Here is an 18,895-nt window from a genome sequence, read left to right on the forward strand (position 1 = left end):
TGGTTACCTTTCACTCTATACCATACTTGGTGTATTTCAAGTTTTATTGATCTATATCTTGTGTTTTTTATGGGGCCTTATCAAGGTGGGCCGTGAATTAACGGTTATGGCGGTTTGTGTCTCTGGCGGCGCGACACAACATGGCGCGATTCGCCTCTGTAGTTGCGATTCCTTGAACACGGCCGGCGACGCCATGGTGAGGACTTTCGGGAGCGACCGGCATTTGCCGATCGTTGCGTGAGCGAGGACGAGCCGGACTTGTGCTATGTTTTTGCGTCGGGCGCCGAGGCCCGCTCTCCCTCAAAAATCAATAACGCGGGGCCAGCAATGAGACTAAAAACTGCGCAGGTAACGAATTTTCGGTCGGTTGAGGACAGTGAGGAATTCAAGGTCGGCGACATGACCTGCCTCGTCGGAAAGAACGAGGCAGGGAAGACCGCGCTGCTCACGGCGATCTACGGCCTGAACCCTTACGGCAATTTCAGCTTCGACAAAACTCGCGACTACCCCCGACGCTTCCTCAGCGATTTCGAAGAGAGACACCCGGATGGGCGCTCGCGCGTGGTCAGCACAGCATGGGCTTTGGACAAGGATGATGTCGCGGCAGTCGCTGCCGTGCTTGGCGACGCCGCATTGACCAGCCATGAGATTGGCCTAACCCATGGGATCGGCCACGCCACCAAACTATGGCGAGTTCCGATCGACCATGTCGCAGCGCTGGCCTTTTTGATGGACAAACATGAACTCGATGCGGTCGAGCGAGAGGTGTTGAAGGACGCGAAAAACGCCAAAGGCGCAGCGGCGGCGATTGCGGCCCAAGCCCAACAGTCCCCCCGCCTGCAAGCGCTAAGCACCGCGCTGCAAGCCATCCGTGAGCAAGATTTCATTCTGGCTGCGATCGATATTTTAGCCGGGCGAGTCCCCACGTTCTTTATGACATCCCATTTCGAGCGGATGTCTGGCGAGGTGTCGATCACTGCGCTCGCCGCCGCCAAAGCAGCAAACAAACTTGAACCGTCTGACAGGATTTTTATCGATTTTTTGGCTTATGCGGGAACCTCCGTCGAAGAGTTGGTTGCGTCGACGAAGCTTGAGGAGCTCAAAGCGAAGTGCGAGGGTGCATCGAACAAAATATCGGACGAGATATTTGATTATTGGACGCAAAACGACGCGCTCGCGGTCAAGATTGACATTGCCGCCGGCCTTCCCGACGACGAGCCTCCCATGAATTCCGGCAACGTCGCCAAGGCCTGGATCACGAACCGGCATCACCGCGCCAGCGTGCCTCTGTCTGAGCGCAGCGCAGGGTTCGTTTGGTTTTTCTCATTCTTGGCCCAGTTCAAACAATTGAAGAAGACAACGGGCAAAGCGATCATTTTATTGGATGAGCCTGGCCTGACGTTGCACGGGAGGGCGCAAGCTGATCTGTTGCGCTACATCGAAGAACGCTTGCTGCCCGACCATCAAGTGATCTTCACGACACACTCGCCGTTCATGGTCCCCAGCGACCGGCTTGCCGACGTGCTGATCGTCGAAGACGTGGTGAGATACGATCAACGCCGGCGGGCCACGGTCGAGGGCACCAAGGTTCGCGACGACGTCTTGCTTGTGAGCAAGGACACCTTGTTCCCGCTTCAAGGCGCCTTGGGTTATGACTTGACGCAAAGCCTGTTTGTGGGAAAGAACACGCTGTTGGTGGAAGGCCCGTCGGACATTCTGTATCTGCAAGCATTGTCGTCTGCGCTGACTCAGCGCAAGCGGACGGGTCTAGATCCTCGTTGGACGCTATGCCCTGGCGGTGGGATCGACAAGATCGCATCCTTTGCGTCTCTGTTCGGAGCGAACCGTTTGAACTTGGCCGTTCTTTGCGACGTGGCACTCGGCGAGAAAGCGAAGATTGAGAAGCTGCGCAAGCACCAATTGCTGGAAGCTGATCAGGTGTTCACGATCGCCGACTTCACGGATCAGGAAGAGAGCGATGTTGAGGACTTGTTCCCCCATGAAAAATACGCCGAGTTGTTGAATGAGACATATGGCCTGAAAGACAAAAACAAACTGACTGCCGAGAGGCTTGCGGCTGCTAACACAAAGACTCAGCGCGTGGTCAAGCAGGCCGAAGCGGCGTTCCGTGTCATGCCCGCCGAGGTCGATGAGTTTGATCACTTCGCGCCTTCGGGCTGGCTTATTCGACATCCCGAGTTCCTTGATGCGGAAGACGCCGACATCGCGACGGCTCTTGACCGCTCCGAGAAACTTTTCAAGACCTTGAATGCGCTGTTCGAAAAGAAATAAAGGTGTCGGGTGCCGTCAAGCCAATCCATGCTTTTTATTGAGAAGCAAAAAATCGCCGCGTTTACCCTGGTAGCGGCGCGCCCTGAGTTTTGAGATGTCACAGGGCGCCGCCGCCGACCTACGTGGATCGTTGAGTGGCAATGCAGGCTGACCACAACCAACGCGCAGGGGCACAACATGGCAAGGGTGACAACGACTTACACGCAGTGGAGTCTCAATTCGATGTATCGCCGCGACGATGTGAATCGTCTTCGGCGAATTTTCATAACCGTAAAGCAGTTGGCGGGGGAAGACACGGCCAAAGAGTGGGCTCTCAAAGCGCTCTGCGACGCGGCCAAGGCAAATGCGCTCGAGTGTTCGGACTGGCTCGCGTCATTCGTTGCGAGCGGGCGGCCGGCTCCCAATCCGCCGGCGCTGCACACGGCGGTTGAAAACAAAAATCCGCTAACGGCGAGGTTCCTTGCGAGGCATAGCCTTAAGCGCGACATCGCCTCGATAGCCGACGACGGGCTGCGATTGGCGGCGTCGGCAGACGATGCGGAGCTGGTTGAAATTTTTCGCCCCCGCGCGGATGTGAACAAAGCCTTGCTCGATGGAACGACGCCGTTGATGGCGGCAACCGCTAAAGGATCTTCAGCTCTTCAGGCGCTGCTGCCGCACGCGAATCGGGAGGAACGAGATATGAACGGCCGCAATGCGCTAATGCGCGCGATTCTGAACCGCAACGAAGACGCGATGATCCTGCTTCTTCGCGACGCGTCCGAGACAGAAATCAACGCGGAAACGGTGGCGGGAAAGAGCGCGAGAGAACTGGCAGAACAAGTTCAAGCGGACGAACAGAGATTTGGGCGGCTGGGTGTCTCCGGGCGGCCGTTCAGGCCGCTGGACATGATGAAACCGCGAATCGAATTTTTTGAACTCAGCAAAGCGGCGGAGGCAGGGCGAGCGTCAAGCGGCCAAGCCGCATCTTCTAAAGGCAGAGGACCTCGCAGACTCTGAACAATATCCATGAACCAGTCGATCTCGATTGCGTTGGCTGGTCGTTATTCTTGTTCCGAGCGCTGCCGTGCGGTTCGCGAGCGAAGACCTCGGATATGTCAATGCGTCGAGATCCCTTTTTTTCCGAGACGCCGAGGAAGAGGACGGGCGGGGAGCGCCGCCATGTCTTGACTCGTTGTGCGTTTCAATCTCTTTCTTTGCTTATACACCCGACGCACCTAAAGGTTGCACATTTGTTGCGCGCTTTTTGAGCCCGCAACATTGGGCCGCCGGCTCAACTATGGTGCTCGCCCACAAGCTCGCCTAGGCCGCCACCTTGCTTGGCGGCGAAGACGCGAACGCGCCACGCTCCGCCGACGTTGGGCTCGCACCAAAACCAAATTCCGGGCAGTTCATCTGCGCGCGCCAACGGGCTGCGCGAGTCGACCACATCCAATCTCGCCAATGGAGCGGGGCTCGCGGCCACAAGATTCGAAGGCCTCGCCCCGTCCACCGTGCTGATCTCGCATTCAAAATCGAGCGACACCAAGCCGGGGCTCACGCGGATCTTAGCTCGCCAAGTTGCCCACAAGGCCACCGATTGGGCGATGGCCAAGCCGCGCTTTCGCGTCTCGCTCGCAAGCCAATCGCGCAGCGGCAACGCGTCGCTTGCGCTGCGGCCCAAAGGCGCGTCGTCGTCGCCGGGGAGGCCCGCAGCGTCTGATATCAGCTGTCGAAGCGACTGGATTCTCCCCAAGATTTCTCGCGAAGACGATTCGATGTCGGCTGATATCAGCGCGATTTTGTTTTCGAGGCGGGCCACGTCGTCCGCCATTTGCGCGATCCTTGAGGCGTTGCGCGAGGCCCGCCGCTCGTCGGCGAGCCCTTGATCGGCGATCTCTGCCTTGGCCGCCAATATTGCGCGCTCGATCGCGTCGACCGGAGTCGCGCCATCGGGCAGCGTCTCCGCGATTTCCATCAAGTCGGCCTTTCGGCGTTTCGAAAGCCGCAGTCCGACTATTTCGCGGCTCCATGCTGAGCCGGTGTTTGTCGTTGTGCCCATGCACGCCTCGCAGTGTTTAACGCTCGATTGAAGAGATTTCGCGCGTCGGGCTCGCCGCGCTTGCGCATCGCGCGAGCAAGCCCAATGCGTTGCTCAACGCGGCCCCTTGATCTCCTTTCGCGGGGCACGGCGGCTGATCAACGCGTCATAGTGTTGGCTCGCTCCCGCGCGCGATTCCGAATTCGGCTCAACGTCAGCGCGGCGCGGTCGCGCTCAACCGTGGGATCGAGACCGTCGGCTGTCGAGTGAAATTCGGCGATCGTTGGTGCGTCGCTGGCGTGAGCGCCTGGCCTCTGGTCGTGGCTCGAAGCTCCGTTTTCGGTGCGCGGCATTCGCTTGATCCCGATGGGTTGCGACGGCTCGGCTCGCGGCATGGCATAGTCAAGCGTCGTGCCTTTTGCGTGGCTTCGGCTCATTCGATATGCCCAGCTCTCGATAATTTCTTCGCGCGTCGGCTCTTTTTCAGCGAAGTCGTGGTGATCCATAAGACCGAGATCGTCAGTTGCGGCAGCGCCCGAACTCACATGAAGCGTCGTGGCGAATCGTGCGCGGCTGGCGGCGACATACGTCCATTCGCGGTCCGCCATCGATCCCGCTAGAACGTGGGCGGAATCGAATGTTCGGCCTTGGCTCTTGTTGGCCGTCAAACAAAGCGCGTGATCAAATCGGGCGAACGAGGCGGGCGCAAGGACTGTTTGTTCGCCTCGGCTGTTCGGGTCGTCGAGGTCGACCAGAAGGGCTGGGCCGCGCGCCGTGTTCTTGATCGCTTGGATAGTCCCGGTCATTCCATTGGCCACGCCCAATGCATTGTCGTTCTGCGTGAACAGCAATCGATCGCCGGGCGCGAAACGACGGATGGCCGTCGACTCGTCGCGGCGGCTGATCTCGACATCGATTCCGCCCGAACCGACTTCGCCGCGGTTGACGAGGATGTCCCGCGCGCATCGGTTCAGCTCGTCGACTTCCGCGCGGGTGCCCGCAATCAGTGTTTTGGACGCTAGGGCGGTTTTGTCCTGCGCCCACGAATCGATCGTCGCTTCCATAGCGGCGGCCGGGTCGACGGATATCCGCAGCCGGCCCCGCTCATCCATTAGGCGCAACGCTCGCAGGGCTTGTCCCGTCGCAAAACATTCGACGGCTTCGCGCATCCACGCGTGGTCGAAACGTTCCCTCCACCGATGGAATGCGCAGGCGAGCTTCGTGTCGATCGCGCATAGGCCTTGGATCGCTTGCATGCGCGCGTCTTCGGGGATGGCGCGCAACACCTGCGCCTGCGCGCTGGAAATGCCACCGTTTGGCTTGGATTTCGCGCGAGCGTCAAGCCATTTGAGAAGCGGCGCGAAGTCGGTGCGTTGGCGTTGGATGATGGAAATCTCGGCCTTGCCATGCTCTCGAATCAGAGACGAAAAGATGCCCCCGCCTTCAATGGGCTGCAATTGCTTCGAGTCGCCCACGCAGAGCAGCTTGGCTCCGGCTTTGGCGACTTCGTCTTGGATCAAGTAAAACTCTTTTGTTCCGACAAGCCCTGCCTCGTCCAGCAGGACCACCGACTTTGCGGTCAGTTTCGCGCGGCCTTGCTGACAAGCCAAAAGGAAACTCGCGATGGTTCTTGATGGAACGTTGGTTTCACGCGCAAGGTTTTGCGACGCGGCAGCGGACTGGCAGCATCCGGCAACGGTGAATCCCGCGGCCTGATATGCCTGGGAAAGCGCCCGCAACATGGTTGTCTTGCCTGCGCCCGCCCATCCCTCGACAAACGCGTGCGAGCCGGTCTCGCATGCGACGTGCACGGCGGCTGCGCGCTGTTGTTCAAGCGACACCGCGACGCCGAGCTGAGCGCTTAGGGTCGCTTCCAGCTCGTCGAACCGATCGTCGACGATTCTGCGCTCGATCCGGTGCCGGAGATCGAGCTTGCCGTCGCGTGCCTTGCGAGAAATCTCAGCCTCTTTGTCGATCGTCTCGCGCGAGGTGAAGACAGGCGTCAGCGTTTCCGTCATCCCTAAGCGCACCACGTTTTCGGATTCAAGGAGCCGGTCCAATTCCGCCAAACACTCGGAGGCGCCCAGCTTCCCCATCGCCTTTTCGCAAATCAACGCCAGCGCTTGTTGGGGCGTCGCGCACGATTGCGAGGCCATGAGTTCGCGCAGGAGCGCGCCATGGTCGATGACCGGTTTTGACTCGCCTAGCTCGGCGATTGGCTCTTCGGCAAGCTGCGGGTCCTTCGCTCGCATCTGCGCGACCGCTTCGGGGGTAATGCCCAATTCCGCGGCCATCCGTGCAAAGCGGCCCAGCAGAACCGGCAGCGGCGGCTCGGATTTTTCCGCGCGAGAATTGAGCGCTGCGACATCGCGCGCGGCGCTTTTGTTTGCTCCGAGCGGCCCAAGGCTGGCGACCTTTTTCGCGATTTCTTTGCTGCGCGACGAGAGCGCGTCGCGCTGGACGTCGGTTATGCCTCGGACTTTGAAGTAGGGGCCATCCGCCTCAATGGCAAAGCCGATTCTCCGCATGCGAGAAGCGAGCTCGACGCGAAACAGCGCGCCCGCCGCCATCTTCCTGTCGAAGAGCGAACGCTGTTCCAGCGCGCTCCATTCGTCCGAGTTCGCTCGCTTCCCGATGCTCAGGACGAACGAATGGACATGAAGCTGAGGCTCCAAGTTTCTGTTCGAGAAATGGGTGTAGCAAGCGGTCGCTGTTGCTTCGGCGACTTGCTTGATTTTGCCGCCGCGGCCGTGGCGCGTGAGTATGGCGGATTCCGCGTAGGCCAACGCCGCGCGGGCGGACTCCTGCAAGCATTCCACCAGGGCGTCTCGCGTTTCGGGATCCGCGCCAGCGAAGATCGCGGAAACGTCTTTGGGCGCTGAAAAAGTCAGATCCAGCCCCATGACATGGTTGTCGCCGGCTCCGCGCAACAAGGGCTCGCCGGTGATGGGATGAAATCCTCGGGCTAGCCGCTCGACATGGTGGGCTTCCGCGAGGGGCCCCAAACCCAAGAGGGCGGGAGCATTGCCAGCCCAGAATGGCAGGGGGCCAAGGTCGCCTTCACGCCCGCGGGCATAGTCGTCAAAATCCCCGCGTTGTCGATTCGACGGAGCTCCCAGATAGAAAGCGTATCCGTTGTCGCCGCCACCGAATTTCTGCGCTTGGTTTTTGGCTGAATTGATCTTTGTTATTGATAGCATCGTTCGCGCCTCCGTCAAGCCGCGTTCGGGTCAGCCGCATCGGAGGGCGGCAGGATTTTGTGAATGGCTTCCAGTAGATCGCGGGATGCGACGGCGCCGCTTGTGAATTGCGAAGAGACGGCCCCGAGCAGAGGAGGCAAGCAGATTCGCAGCAAAGCCGATCGGCTCATGCCAAGCGCCGCGCAAAGCGCGTCGAGTTCAATCGTTTCAGATTTGCCGAGTCTTAACAGGACATGAGTGTCGCGGCTTTTGCTCGCATAGTAGTTCGCTCGATTCTGCCTTCTTTTGCGCTCTCGGCGCGCCGCGAGGCTGGATGCTGTGTTCATAAGAAATGCCCTCCGCCACGTATGCGGCGGCGAAGGGCCATTCGGACGTCGCGGCGAAAAACGGTCGCCGAGCGGTCTTTCTTCACTCACGCGCGCGGCGATCGGGCTTTGATTTTTGCCATCGCAGCTTCGGCGATGCGGTCAGCAACCTCATCCGGCACCGTGGCCTGGACGCGCTGGCGGTTTGGCACCAAATCTGCCGACGCGAGAGTTGTGATCGCGCCTTTGTCGTTGGGGCTCGGGGTTAGCGGTTTGTCTGCGGCAGCGCTCATTCCGAAGGACGTTGGATTGCCGCAGATCCAGTCCGCCAGATCGTCAATGTGCACGACAGGTGAAGCGAGCATCAGACGATGGGGCAGGAAGAACCGGCCCTGCCGAATCGCCGCGTAAATGGTTGATTGCGGCAAGCCGAGAAGCCGTGAGAGATCGCGCACGCGCACGAACATCGCATCGATTCCATGCCGCGCGAGTTCAGCTCTCACAGCGGCTCGAGCTCCGTCAAGCGGGGATTGGTCCGTGTTGGTTGGTGGGTTGCCGTTGGTTTGCATCCAGTCTTCCTCGAATTGTCCCGGCGAACCCGGGGAGAGACCGGTGCGGCTAGTTCTTCGAGCCCGACGGCGCGCATTTGATTTTGCGACGAATGGTTTCGCGAATCAGCGGTGGCTGCGCCAACCAGAGTTGAATGACGAAGCGCGATAGAGCGTCGCTTCCGCCATTTTCCAACAAAAAGACGACCGCTCGTCGTGAATTTTCCGGCGACTCGCGCTGCAATACCGATTGCAGCAGCGACTATCACCGCTCCAATTGCAAGACGGTCGGCTTGTTGTCTTTCTGTTTGCCTTCATAAAATGAAAAATACACGAATTTTCTCGTAGATTCTACGTAAAGTTCGCCGGCCGCCAGCGATCAAATATAAAAAAGCAATCCTTATTAATTGATTTCAACCGCTTGCCAGAAAAGATCTTTTTGGCGATAAGGAGCGCGTCTTGATCGGAAGCGCTGCAATTTCTCTTTGCTGGCTTTTTGCAGCGCGACCTTTTGAGCATCCAAAAATCCACAGAAGCCGCACCGTGGCTTGTGGCATCTCAACCTGGCAGGAGGGAGATCATGATCAGCATTTCGAAGCGCGAGAAAAAGAATGGGGAAACAAATTATCAGGCGACAATCCGAGTCGTCGGAGCGAAAAGCATAAGCCGGACGTTCAGCGACCAGGCGTCGGCTGAAAAGTATGGCGAGGAAGTCGAGAAGGAGCTACTGGCTCAGTTGCCGGCGCCTACTCGATTGCCAAAAAGCCCCGAAGAAATAGAGAAAGAGTTTCGAGACGAGACCTTGGCTCAAATTGTCCAAGCGTTCATGAAAAGCAAACGAGCACGGCTTAGGCACCGAGGCGTCGCGCCGACTGTTCTCCGCCATGTCGGGGGAGACACCGTGGCAAGCATTTGCCACTCTTGGGTCGAATCTTATGTCGACCAAATGAGAACAACGCTCAGCAGGCAAGGTCGCCCCTTCTCATACAACTCGATTTCGTCCCAATTGATTTTGATATCTCTGGCCGTGCGTTGGCGTGCTCAGAGCTTGGACCTGACGCCTCCACCGTTTCCAACTCATGGCCACTTGGTCCCACCGGAGGCTGACCAGCCTCGTGACCGTCGCTTGGAGCAACAAGAAGAGCGGCTTCTTTTTCAGTGGCTTGAATCTCTGCCAGCGCCGGCGAATCAATTTTGGTCGTTGCTGGTCCGTTTGGCGATAGAGACCGCAGCCCGACTGCAAGAACTGATTTTCGCCGAATGGAAGGAGTTCACGTTTCAAGGCGACCGAGCGTGGTGGACGATTCCGGCTTTTCACACCAAGTGCAAGAAAACGCGCACGGTCCCGCTCGGGAAAGAGGCTCGGCTAATTTTGCGGGAGCTAACCGAGTTGCGAGATGCGGCGTCGCCAAGGGTCTTTCATTTTTTTGACTCCCCGGCATGGGTTTCGAACAACTTTGCCGCGCATATTGAAGCAGCCGGCATCGAAGGGTTTCGCTTCCACGACCTGAGGCACGAGGGCATCAGCAGAATGATGCTCGGACAAGCAAGGATGACTCCCTATCATGTCATGAGGGCGGTCGGCCACAGCTCGCTCGACATGCTCAATCGCTATGCGAATTTGCGCGGCGGCGAACTGGCCGAGTTGGTCGATTGAGTCTGTGCCATCGACCTTCTCGGATTTTAAACGCAAAAGAGCACGCCCATCGGCGTGCTCTTTCCGTGAGGCGGCGTAATCTAGACGCTCGGCTTCGCGATCGGCGGCGTGGCCACCGCGTCAGACCCACTCCGCGCCGAATCATGCTCTCGCTCAATATTGCTAGCTTGCCTCCATGCGTCTAAGTCGCCGCGGCGCATTTTGCGGACGGTCGAGTCGAATTTCAAGAAGCGGAGATTTTCTTGTCCGACTTCCACCGCTTTTCCCGCTTCTCGAAGTCGACGGGCCGCGCGATGCCGCGCCGCATCGAATTCGGACTCGTCCATCAGGAAAGCGGCGCGCGCTTCTCGCGGCGCGAACCCCACAATCAGCGCGTCAATCGCGCGTTGCGCGTGTTCGTCGACGCGCAACGCCGCTCGCGCCAACTCCACAGCGCGCGACGCTTGCCAGAGTCGTTCGTAAGCGATCAAACGATCTTCGATTGAGTATGTTTCCTGTTGAAGCAGGCTAGGCCGATCGACAAACTCGTCAGCTGAAACAGGGACGGTGAACTTGTTTTCATTGCGGCTTCGGTCGCCTTCCGCGACAGATTTCATCGTGAGACACATAAATAGTCTGAAATGCACATGCTTTGGCCAGCGCCGTGTTCCTTCCAACGCTCTTGTTATCGTCTCCTGGACAAGGTCTTTGGGTTCAGCGAAAGACGTCCCTCCTATTTGCTGGGCAGCGTAATTTTCAAGGATGGCATGCTCGTCTGGGGAAAGGGCGGCAAACGCTTTGCCGGTTTCGTGGATGGAGAAATGAAATGACATGAGGCCTCTTGTTGTTTGCCTAAGGGCCAGCCGCGCCTGTTGTTAGCACGAGCTGGGGTTTTCCCGATACGGCAAAGGCAAGAAACCGCGCGCAAAAACGCAACGAGCGGACGCGCGGTTAATAAGAAGCCGGTTTGAAAGAGAAGAAGAGGCGGCTTGTTTATTGTCCCAACGAGAAGATACGAAAACACGCTTGCGCAAAGAGGCATGCCCATGTCCGGCGTATAGCTTGCGTTGATCAGCGCGCGTCAATCGCGATGCGCCAAACTGCTTCGCTACGGGGCAACGACAGAGCGCGCGAACGTGGTTGCGCTTGCGTTTGGCGCGCAGACCGACCTCGCCTGATCGACGGCGGCCACCCGCGCATCCAGCCTTATCTATTTGGCCGCACCTCTTTGTTTCGAGGGCGGTCACATGAACCACAGCACGAGAACAGCCGGAGGCGAGTTTGCTCCGTCCATTCCTAGGCGAGACCCAAAGCGCTGGTTGATGACCGCGGCAATCGCCGGATGCGCGGCAGGATGCGTCGCGCTTTGGGCGCTCTGGCGCCAGCTTCCATGGCTCCCCATTCCATCGGGCTCCTTGGCCCAGCACGCGGGATATTGGGCGAAGCTGGCCACGCGCCATTTTGTCCGAGGGGCGTTCGATCAAGACGCGCGCCTTTATGCCGAATACTGGCACGCAATCGGATCAACTGGACGAACGCAAATTGTGTGGAGAGCGGCCGCTGCGGCGTGCGCCGCATGCGTGCCTCTCGTGTTGTTGGCCCCGAAATTTTTGACGCGCAAAGACGGGCTAACGTTCTTGCGAGGAAGCGCTCGGCATGAAGGAAGAAAGGCTGTTCGTCGGCTGCGCGCGAAGATGGCCAAACTCGGTCGCCCCGACCACGAGATAGCTCCTGGCGTCCCGTTTGCGAGCGCAATGTGGACACGACACGCTCTTGTGGTGGGTGGAACCGGCGCGGGAAAATCCACGATGCTGCGCCCATTGATTAAGAAAATCATCGACGCGGACGAACAATTGCTTCTTTTCGACCCGAAGGGCGAGTTCACTTCCGGCTTCGAAAAGCCGTCGATAGTTGCGCCGTGGGACGCTCGCAGTCTGGCTTGGGATCTGGCCAAAGACTTGCGGAATTTGCTGGACATGCGTCGTTTCGCGGCCGCCATGGTGCGAGACAGCCATGACCCGATGTGGTCCAACGCCTCGCGGCAACTGATCGTTGGGTTGCTTGCTCACTTGAAAGCTGAGCGGGGAATTGAATGGGGTTGGCGAGAACTCGCGGAACTCATTGTGTTGCCGCAGAGCGGGCTGCTCGCGATCATGCGAAGACACCATCCGGAAGCGATCCGCGCCGTGGAAACGGCGTCGGTCACCACCGCCGGCGTGCTGATAAATTTGTCGGCTTTTTGCTCTCCCATCTTCGATCTAGCGATGGCTTGGGGCGCTTGGGGCGATGCGCCCAAGGAAAGCCGAGTCAGCATGATCGAATGGACGGAGGGGCGGTCGCCTCATCGACAACTGGTGATCCAAGGACATGGAGCTTATTCAGATCTCACCAAGAGTTTTGTTGAGGGCATGGTTGGGGTGTTCGCCGCGCGGATAAACAGCGTGGAGACTGACGACGATTCGAATCGCAAGCTGTGGTTCGTCGCGGATGAATTCGGGCAGGCCGGCAAGCTTCCCGTTCGGCCACTGTTTGAAGTGGGGCGATCCCGCGGGGTTAGATGCGTGATTGCATGCCAAGACTTCGCCCAGCTCGAAGAGCTCTATGGAGACAAGGCAATTCGCGCGTTGCTTGCCATGTGCGGCACGCTGGTTGTCGGAGAACTGATGCCGGGCGAAACGGCTGAGTCGATATGCAAAACTTTCGGAAGCAGGGAGGTTGAGCGGAGAAACGTTTCCGTGTCGCAAGGCCGTGGTGAAAATCGCACCATCAGTGTGTCATACAGCCGAGACGACATAGCGCTTTATAAACCGGCTGAGCTTGCCTCTCGCTTGGGCAAAACGGGCGACGGAACAGGGGTGAAAATGATTCTGTTCACGCGGGGCGAGGCGTATGAGCTTGTTTGGCCCTATTGCGAGCTTCCAATAAAGCGTCCGGCCCATGAGCCTGCTCCGTGGACATTGGGCGCCCAGAGTCCGCCAAACATGTCGCCGTTTGTCTCAAACGGCGCTCCCGTTGTCGGCCCTGCGGAAGCGCAGCCGCACGGATCAATCGGCTAACAAGCCACCGCAACGCGAATCGGCACTCGGGCCACCGACGCCAACTAGGAGGGGAAATGACAGAACGCGAAGAAAAACTCGAACCGCATGACGGTGTCGCCAAAGAGGCCAATCGGCTGACGACGCCGTTGGACAACCACGAGCCAAAGACCAAGAACCCAACCCAGATAATTCGCGGAGTCCTGCGAAAATGGGAAAACGTTTCCGACGAAAGTCAGGTCGCCGAGGACGCGTATATCGTCGAGCAAGAGGAGCAAGCGAGACTGAACGACGCTTATGGGTCTTCCGCCTGCTCTGACGACGACGGAGCAGACTTTTGGCGGGAAGCGGCGCAAAAGCGCAAGCAAGCGCGCTGGCGGGAGCGGGGCAAGCGGGTGCGTGACGCCTTCCGGTGGTTGTTGAAAGGGCGTTTTCGACAATAGCGGGCCATTGCATGATCGTGCCGACAATCATGCCGTCGGCGCGATCGCCCGCTAAGTTTCAGGATGCGGCTTGGCCTGGAGCTGAGTCGGCTTGAAACAAGTGCCACAGCCGCCCGCCGAGAATGAACCAGCCCACCAGCACATTGAGAACGACTCCCCAGAACCAATCGGTCGCATAGCTCGTGCGAAGGTGATCGGTGAAAGCCGGGATCAGCATGCCGCCAAAGCAGATGACAGAGCCGACAAAAAGCCAGAAAAAATCGATGCCGCGTTGCGCGCTGCGCGCGAAAATTGCCATGCCGAGCCAAAGGACGCATCCCATGCCGAACAGCATGCCCAAAATTGGGATAGACGTGAGCATCACAAACGCCACGACCAGCGCGACTTTCGAAAAAGCGGCACCTCGTTGAGCTTGAGTGCCAACGCTTGCGAGTTTTGGATTTGCCATAAATACCTCTGTGTTGATGCGCCGTCGCGCAACGGTTGGTGATTTAACTCAATGAATGTCGGCGATGGACGAATCGTTTTGGTCGGCGACATGCACGGCGACGACTTTCGCCACAATGTCTTTGCGGGCAGCATATGACACGGTGTCCGCAGCTCTGACGTAGATGTCGACGTTGATCGGCAACGCGTTGGTGCCGGTTGCCGCGACCTTCGCTTCGAGCGCCCGAGCCTCAGTTTCGCTCGCGGGGACGACGATTTCGAATCGTCGGTCTCCGCGCGGCACGACGCCATACGTGGGCGAGTCGTTCATCGTCAACCGCGAGTTGCCGTCCACTCCGAGATTGAGAATCGGGAATGTCTTGCTTTGCGCGTCGTAGTGCCCGAGCGACGCCCCCGCCTTAATCACGAAATAGGGCGAAGCAAGCTCTTGTCGCTGTTGCGCTTCATATTTAGCTTGGATGCTCTTGGCCAGGTCTTGCTTCTTGAACGAATCGCTCGTCGATTGATAGTCCGCGTCGAAGCTTTGCGCGAGATCGTCCACCGGCAGAGTGGCTTTTTGAAAGCCGTAGTAGAGCAAGCCTATTTGCAGGCCGCTTTGCATCACGGCGTAGGATGAGAGCGGAATCGACGGGTCAACCGCGGCATTTGCTAGGCTTGCCGTGCAAGGCCCGATTTGAAGCGAATGGTTGGTCGCTTCGAGCATGATCGAGTGGGCCTTGTCGGCGCTTGACGCTTCGACAGATTCTTCATTCATCGAAACTTTCTTCATGCCGAGATCAGGCTGATCCGAGGCGCGAACATTCGTGCCTCGCTGCAATGCGTCCGGATAGATGAAGACGCAAACATAGGTTTGCTTTGACCCGCTGTCGGCGGCGAGCGCGGCTTTGCCCGCGGCTGGATTCCAGTCTGTCGGTCCGGGGGCGCGGGAGTTGTCCGAGGCAGGCGCCGCCGAGACTGCGTCGGGCTCTTTCTTGGAGCAAGCGGCGAGAAATGAGAGGGCGACGAGAGCGCACGCGGCGATCGGTTTCATTTGATGTTTCATGGGATGTGCTTGTTTCGTAAGTGGAGAATCGGCTGGTCACTGCGCGTTTTGATCCGTCGGTGCTGGCGTGTGCCGAATCAAGACAAGATGCGCCGATGTTCGAGCAAGATTTCGGTTGTTCGGCATGGCCTCGGAGTCTTGTTTGACGATGCGCCCGACCCCAGGCGCATACCAGTCCACCGAATAAGAGCGCCCAGCCCCGGACGATACGGCGGCGCCGCTGTATCCAGTGCGGCTCTCGACGCGGAACGCGTCGAATGTCCCCGCTGGCGTGCTGACGCGTTCGACCGCCACAACTTTCGATTCGCGATCGCAATGGGAAGTCCAATCTCCCGACGTGTATGTGTATTCCGCGTTCCAGCTTTTGCCGACAAACAGAGGAAAGCGCAGCGTCTCGGCGCTGGGCGTAAAGCTCTCGACAGCAGATCGAACGAAGTTGCCGTTGCGGTCCAGATCGACGAACCGCGGGCCGCCAGAGGACGGGATGGCGAGGCGCACGCCTTCGGGGCTGACGCTTGCGACGCGCTGCACGTAAGTCTTGTTCTTTGACGAATCGAGGTCGTTTGTGTAGGCGAATTGCCATTCTTCGCCGACACGAAACACTGGCGCCTCGGCTTGGGTCAGGGGAACCGCGACTGGTGGCGGCAAGGACGCCCCGCCAATCGCAGCCGAAGCGGCAATTGCGGCGGACGCGGCGAGGGCAGTGATTGGCATGCTGGCCTCGCGTCGTTTAGTTAAGAATCAATGGAAGCTTCAAACCTGATCCAGACGGAAGCTGGCGCGCTTGCACGGCCGCAGTTCCTGTTGTGAACGACCACGACACGGAGAATGCTTGGGCCGTCGGGATGGACGTGTTTGTCAGCGAGCCCGTCACGGTGACCTTGTAGGTCGCGTTTGCGGTGAGCGGCGAGAACGGCACGCACATAGCAAGGCGAGTCGCTTCGGAATTGTTCGAGTTGTCCGTCTCTTCGCACGACACTGAGTTGCCCGACGCGTCGGTGATCATGAAGCTGATGTTCGAGAACGCGCCGTTGCCAGCCGCGCTCAGCGTCACCGGGTAGCCGACGGTCTGCCCTTCATATTGCGGCGCTGCGGCGAAGGGATTGGGCGACTCGTTTGCGACCCACGAGGGGCTGACGCCTGTTTGCCCGTCATACGGATAGGCCACAAGCTTGTAATCCGGCGTTTGCTGCACATAGTCGACGAAGTCGCCCACGAGCGTCGAAAACTTCGCCGTGTCCGTGTTCGTCGGTCCTTGGCCGAAGCCGACGCCGGTTGTGTCGAACAGGAAAATCGCGCGGTGAAACGGCGCGTCGAACAGCGCGCTTATGGCTTCGGTTGAGGACGTGAACGCCCCGCCTATGCCGGCAGCGATTTCGCCGACCGAGTTTGTCGTGTATCCCGCTGCCGCGACGCGATCCGACGGAGCGTAGCCCGTGTAGCCCGGCAGGCCCGCCGTTTCGTAGTGGCCGACATACTGATTGTCATACATATAGGCCGCATGGTTCGCAGCCGCAGTGTCCACCGCAGAGACTTCTTTGAGCGCGGACAAGCCGAGTTGCGCACGCTTGTTGTTGGCGAAAGCCAACGAATCCGCGATAACGTCGCCGGTCGCTGTGAACGTGCCCGCTGCCGTCCCTGTGGCGGCGAGCAGAGAAATTGGCTGCGTCGTCGCCGTCGCGCCGGACTGCGCGGTCGAACTCGAGCCGCTTCCCCCTCCACCCCCGCAGGCCGACAGCGCCGCGAGAGCGATGGACGAGATTGCGAGCGTTGTTGCTTTTCCCTTGTATTTCATGGTTTCCCCCGGTGCGTCGGCGCGATGGCACTGGCTCGCGCCGATGTTGTTGGCACATATGTTGATGTATTGCGTTCTCATAATAACTCTAGACGTCAATTTGAAGGCGTCGCAGCATCCGAAAATGACGTTTCGCGTCGTTTTTTGCTGACGCTAGGAGACGACATGAAGTCCGCCCCCAGCGGTGGCGATGCGCTGGCAAAGCGGGTGGGCGCGGCGATCGCTTTTCACAGAAAGCAAGCAGGGTTCACGCAAATACGCGTGGCGGACTCGCTCGGGCTTGAGAAGGAAACCGTTTCACGCATCGAGAACGGAGTCATTTCGCCGACCCTCAACCGCCTGGCGCAATTTGCAGATCTGTTCAGATGTCCCGTGAGCGCTCTGTTTGGCGAATATCGCGGGAAGCCGATCGAGGACGCCGCTGAAATCGCCGAGGCCTTGTCTGGCCTTTCCTTGGAGGACCGGCGCGTGATTCTGCGGATCGTGGCCGACATCGCGTCGATGGCCAGGGAACGCGCGATCCTGCGTGAGCGCGAGGCGCTTGAGAAGGCCGTTCCGATGCCAGAAGGGAAAGCGAAACGCCGCAAGCTTTAGCCGCTAAACGGCTTATAGCTCGACAGCGCGCAAATCGTCCTGATCCATCGCCCTCCCGTCTGCTCTCAACAGGTTCGTTGACACAGTGCGCCAACTGTCTGTCTGTTATGAGATGTCCTTCTATTGTCATCGCAGCCCCGGTTTGACTCTAATTTTTTTGCGCCGATTGTTCGCTCGGCACAGGCGAATCATCCGGCAAGGCGATTTTCGCCGCCGCTCATTCCGTCCGCGTTTTTCAACCATTTTGTCCGACGCCGCATTTTTGCCCCTTGAATTAATCTGAAAGACCCGATTCGCGATTAACATGCGGAAAAAAGTGAGAGGGACCGGGGAAATGCCGAAGCCGTTGAGATTTGACAGCGCTCAAATGAATCGCCGCGACGCCGAAGAGTTGTGGCGGGAAGCGTTGCGCCCAATGTATGAATTGGAGCGATCAAACAGCGAATTCAACGCTAAGTTGGAAACATGGGATCTTGGCGGGGCAATGCTTCTGACAAAGCACTACACGCGCGACGAGGTTCAGTTTCAAAGGACGCGCCGGCGCATCGCGACATCGGGCGTTGATCAATATCTCATTCACTGCCTTCTTGCTGGGCAGCTCACTTCCGAATCAGAGGATGGACAACATCGCGTTCCACTCAATTCAGTGTCGGTGCGCGACATGTCGGTGGAAAACATCGGGTTCGCAAAGGATGCCCCGATGCTGACGCTCAGTGTCCCGCGCGCCGCGCTTGACCGACTCTTGCCGGAGGGCGCTCGCTTGCACGGGGCCACCTTCGCGACTGGAGATCCGGTTGGCGCGCTTGTCTCTTCGCACATCGTTACCCTCGCTGGCGTTCTGACCGACATGAGCGTCGAGCAGTCGAAAATTGCGGCGGAGGCCACCTTGGGCTTGCTGGCGGCGTGCTTGTTGCCGCAGGCGAAGATGGACTCGGGCAAAGACGATCCGCGCCTTGCGCCCATGCTGCGGGCGCATGCGCTTTCACACATTGAGCGGCGGTTGCTTGACCCGGGCCTCGACGCCGATTCGCTCTGCGAGGCGCTCAAAGTGTCCCGAACAGTTCTCTACGGATTGTTCAGCGAGGCTGGCGGAGTGGCTCGGCTGATTCGCGGGAAGAGGCTCGACGAAGCGATGCGGAGACTGGTCGACCCAAGGCGGGCTCGGGAGCGAATTGGAGAAATTGCCTACGCCGTGGGTTTTTCGAGCGAGTCGACCTTCAACCGCGCGTTCCGCGAGCGATTTGGATGCTCCCCGAGCGAAGCGCGGGGCGACGCCGGGGCGCCAAGCGCGCCACCGAAAGAGGATTCGCCCGAGGCGTTGGCGGCGAAATATGAGGCGGCGGTTCGAAATCTGCGAGGCTGAATGGAAACGACGGGGCGCGGCCATCGGCGCGTGGCGCAGCGCCGGTTAAGCCGTGGACAAAAGGCCGGGCGCCGCGTCCGCTCAGGCTCTAGCGACCGCTTAGCGACGACTTGAGGGTTCGCGCGCATGACCTTCGGCCCTTTGCTCGCCATCTGTATCCGGCATTGCGATTCAC

The 18,895-nt window shown here is 59.0% G+C and carries 16 protein-coding genes; 7 read left to right on the plus strand and 9 right to left on the minus strand.

Features of this window, described 5'->3' with window-relative positions; all coding sequences use genetic code 11:
* The first annotated feature begins 237 nt into the window (after window positions 1-237).
* Window positions 238-2,292 carry an AAA family ATPase gene (locus P3T17_RS02810; RefSeq protein ID WP_429404576.1) on the plus strand — a complete coding sequence of 685 codons (2,055 nt, stop codon included), beginning with the start codon at window positions 238-240 and terminating at the stop codon, window positions 2,290-2,292.
* Between the two features lie 177 nt (window positions 2,293-2,469).
* Window positions 2,470-3,291, plus strand: a complete 822-nt coding sequence (locus P3T17_RS02815) for an ankyrin repeat domain-containing protein (protein WP_429404578.1) — start codon at window positions 2,470-2,472, stop codon at window positions 3,289-3,291.
* Window positions 3,292-3,565: 274 nt separating this feature from the next.
* Here the strand turns inward: P3T17_RS02815 and P3T17_RS02820 are convergent, their stop codons facing one another.
* The 4 genes from P3T17_RS02820 to P3T17_RS02835 form a co-directional block, all read right to left on the minus strand.
* On the minus strand, window positions 3,566-4,249 hold the full coding sequence (locus P3T17_RS02820; RefSeq protein WP_429404579.1) for a hypothetical protein: 684 nt from the start codon (window positions 4,247-4,249) through the stop codon (window positions 3,566-3,568).
* A gap of 221 nt (window positions 4,250-4,470) precedes the next feature.
* On the minus strand, window positions 4,471-7,512 hold the full coding sequence (gene mobF, locus P3T17_RS02825) for a MobF family relaxase (RefSeq protein WP_429404581.1): 3,042 nt from the start codon (window positions 7,510-7,512) through the stop codon (window positions 4,471-4,473).
* 14 nt (window positions 7,513-7,526) lie between these two features.
* Window positions 7,527-7,838: a hypothetical protein gene (locus P3T17_RS02830; protein WP_429404582.1), complete on the minus strand. Its 312-nt coding sequence runs from the start codon at window positions 7,836-7,838 to the stop codon at window positions 7,527-7,529.
* An 86-nt stretch (window positions 7,839-7,924) separates the two neighbouring features.
* A complete protein-coding gene (locus P3T17_RS02835; protein WP_429404584.1) occupies window positions 7,925-8,386 on the minus strand; it encodes a helix-turn-helix transcriptional regulator in 462 nt (153 codons plus the stop codon).
* Window positions 8,387-8,945: 559 nt separating this feature from the next.
* Here P3T17_RS02835 and P3T17_RS02840 point away from each other — a divergent pair.
* On the plus strand, window positions 8,946-10,022 hold the full coding sequence (locus P3T17_RS02840) for a site-specific integrase (RefSeq protein ID WP_429404585.1): 1,077 nt from the start codon (window positions 8,946-8,948) through the stop codon (window positions 10,020-10,022).
* A gap of 80 nt (window positions 10,023-10,102) precedes the next feature.
* Here the strand turns inward: P3T17_RS02840 and P3T17_RS02845 are convergent, their stop codons facing one another.
* Entirely contained in the window at window positions 10,103-10,834 is a 732-nt protein-coding gene (locus tag P3T17_RS02845) for a hypothetical protein (protein WP_429404587.1), read from the minus strand.
* A gap of 861 nt (window positions 10,835-11,695) precedes the next feature.
* Between P3T17_RS02845 and P3T17_RS02850 the strand changes: the two genes are divergently transcribed.
* On the plus strand, window positions 11,696-13,057 hold the full coding sequence (locus tag P3T17_RS02850) for a type IV secretion system DNA-binding domain-containing protein (RefSeq protein ID WP_429404588.1): 1,362 nt from the start codon (window positions 11,696-11,698) through the stop codon (window positions 13,055-13,057).
* Between the two features lie 56 nt (window positions 13,058-13,113).
* Entirely contained in the window at window positions 13,114-13,479 is a 366-nt protein-coding gene (locus tag P3T17_RS02855) for a hypothetical protein (protein ID WP_429404590.1), read from the plus strand.
* A gap of 58 nt (window positions 13,480-13,537) precedes the next feature.
* Here P3T17_RS02855 and P3T17_RS02860 read toward each other — a convergent pair whose 3' ends face one another.
* From P3T17_RS02860 to P3T17_RS02875, 4 genes are read right to left on the minus strand one after another with little or no spacing between them, the layout of a single operon-like run.
* Window positions 13,538-13,927, minus strand: coding sequence for a hypothetical protein (locus tag P3T17_RS02860; protein ID WP_429404592.1), 390 nt, complete (start codon window positions 13,925-13,927; stop codon window positions 13,538-13,540).
* A gap of 48 nt (window positions 13,928-13,975) precedes the next feature.
* Window positions 13,976-14,956, minus strand: coding sequence for a hypothetical protein (locus tag P3T17_RS02865; protein ID WP_429404594.1), 981 nt, complete (start codon window positions 14,954-14,956; stop codon window positions 13,976-13,978).
* A 48-nt stretch (window positions 14,957-15,004) separates the two neighbouring features.
* On the minus strand, window positions 15,005-15,682 hold the full coding sequence (locus P3T17_RS02870; RefSeq protein ID WP_429404595.1) for a hypothetical protein: 678 nt from the start codon (window positions 15,680-15,682) through the stop codon (window positions 15,005-15,007).
* A gap of 16 nt (window positions 15,683-15,698) precedes the next feature.
* On the minus strand, window positions 15,699-16,763 hold the full coding sequence (locus P3T17_RS02875) for a CAP domain-containing protein (protein WP_429404597.1): 1,065 nt from the start codon (window positions 16,761-16,763) through the stop codon (window positions 15,699-15,701).
* 165 nt (window positions 16,764-16,928) lie between these two features.
* Between P3T17_RS02875 and P3T17_RS02880 the strand changes: the two genes are divergently transcribed.
* Together P3T17_RS02880 and P3T17_RS02885 are read left to right on the plus strand one after the other, a co-directional pair.
* On the plus strand, window positions 16,929-17,357 hold the full coding sequence (locus P3T17_RS02880) for a helix-turn-helix domain-containing protein (RefSeq protein WP_429404599.1): 429 nt from the start codon (window positions 16,929-16,931) through the stop codon (window positions 17,355-17,357).
* Window positions 17,358-17,691: 334 nt separating this feature from the next.
* On the plus strand, window positions 17,692-18,720 hold the full coding sequence (locus P3T17_RS02885) for a helix-turn-helix domain-containing protein (RefSeq protein ID WP_429404601.1): 1,029 nt from the start codon (window positions 17,692-17,694) through the stop codon (window positions 18,718-18,720).
* Window positions 18,721-18,895 lie beyond the last annotated feature (175 nt).

The sequence above is a fragment of the Paraburkholderia sp. GAS82 genome (assembly GCF_050436285.1).
Lineage (GTDB): Bacteria > Pseudomonadota > Gammaproteobacteria > Burkholderiales > Burkholderiaceae > Paraburkholderia > Paraburkholderia phenazinium_B.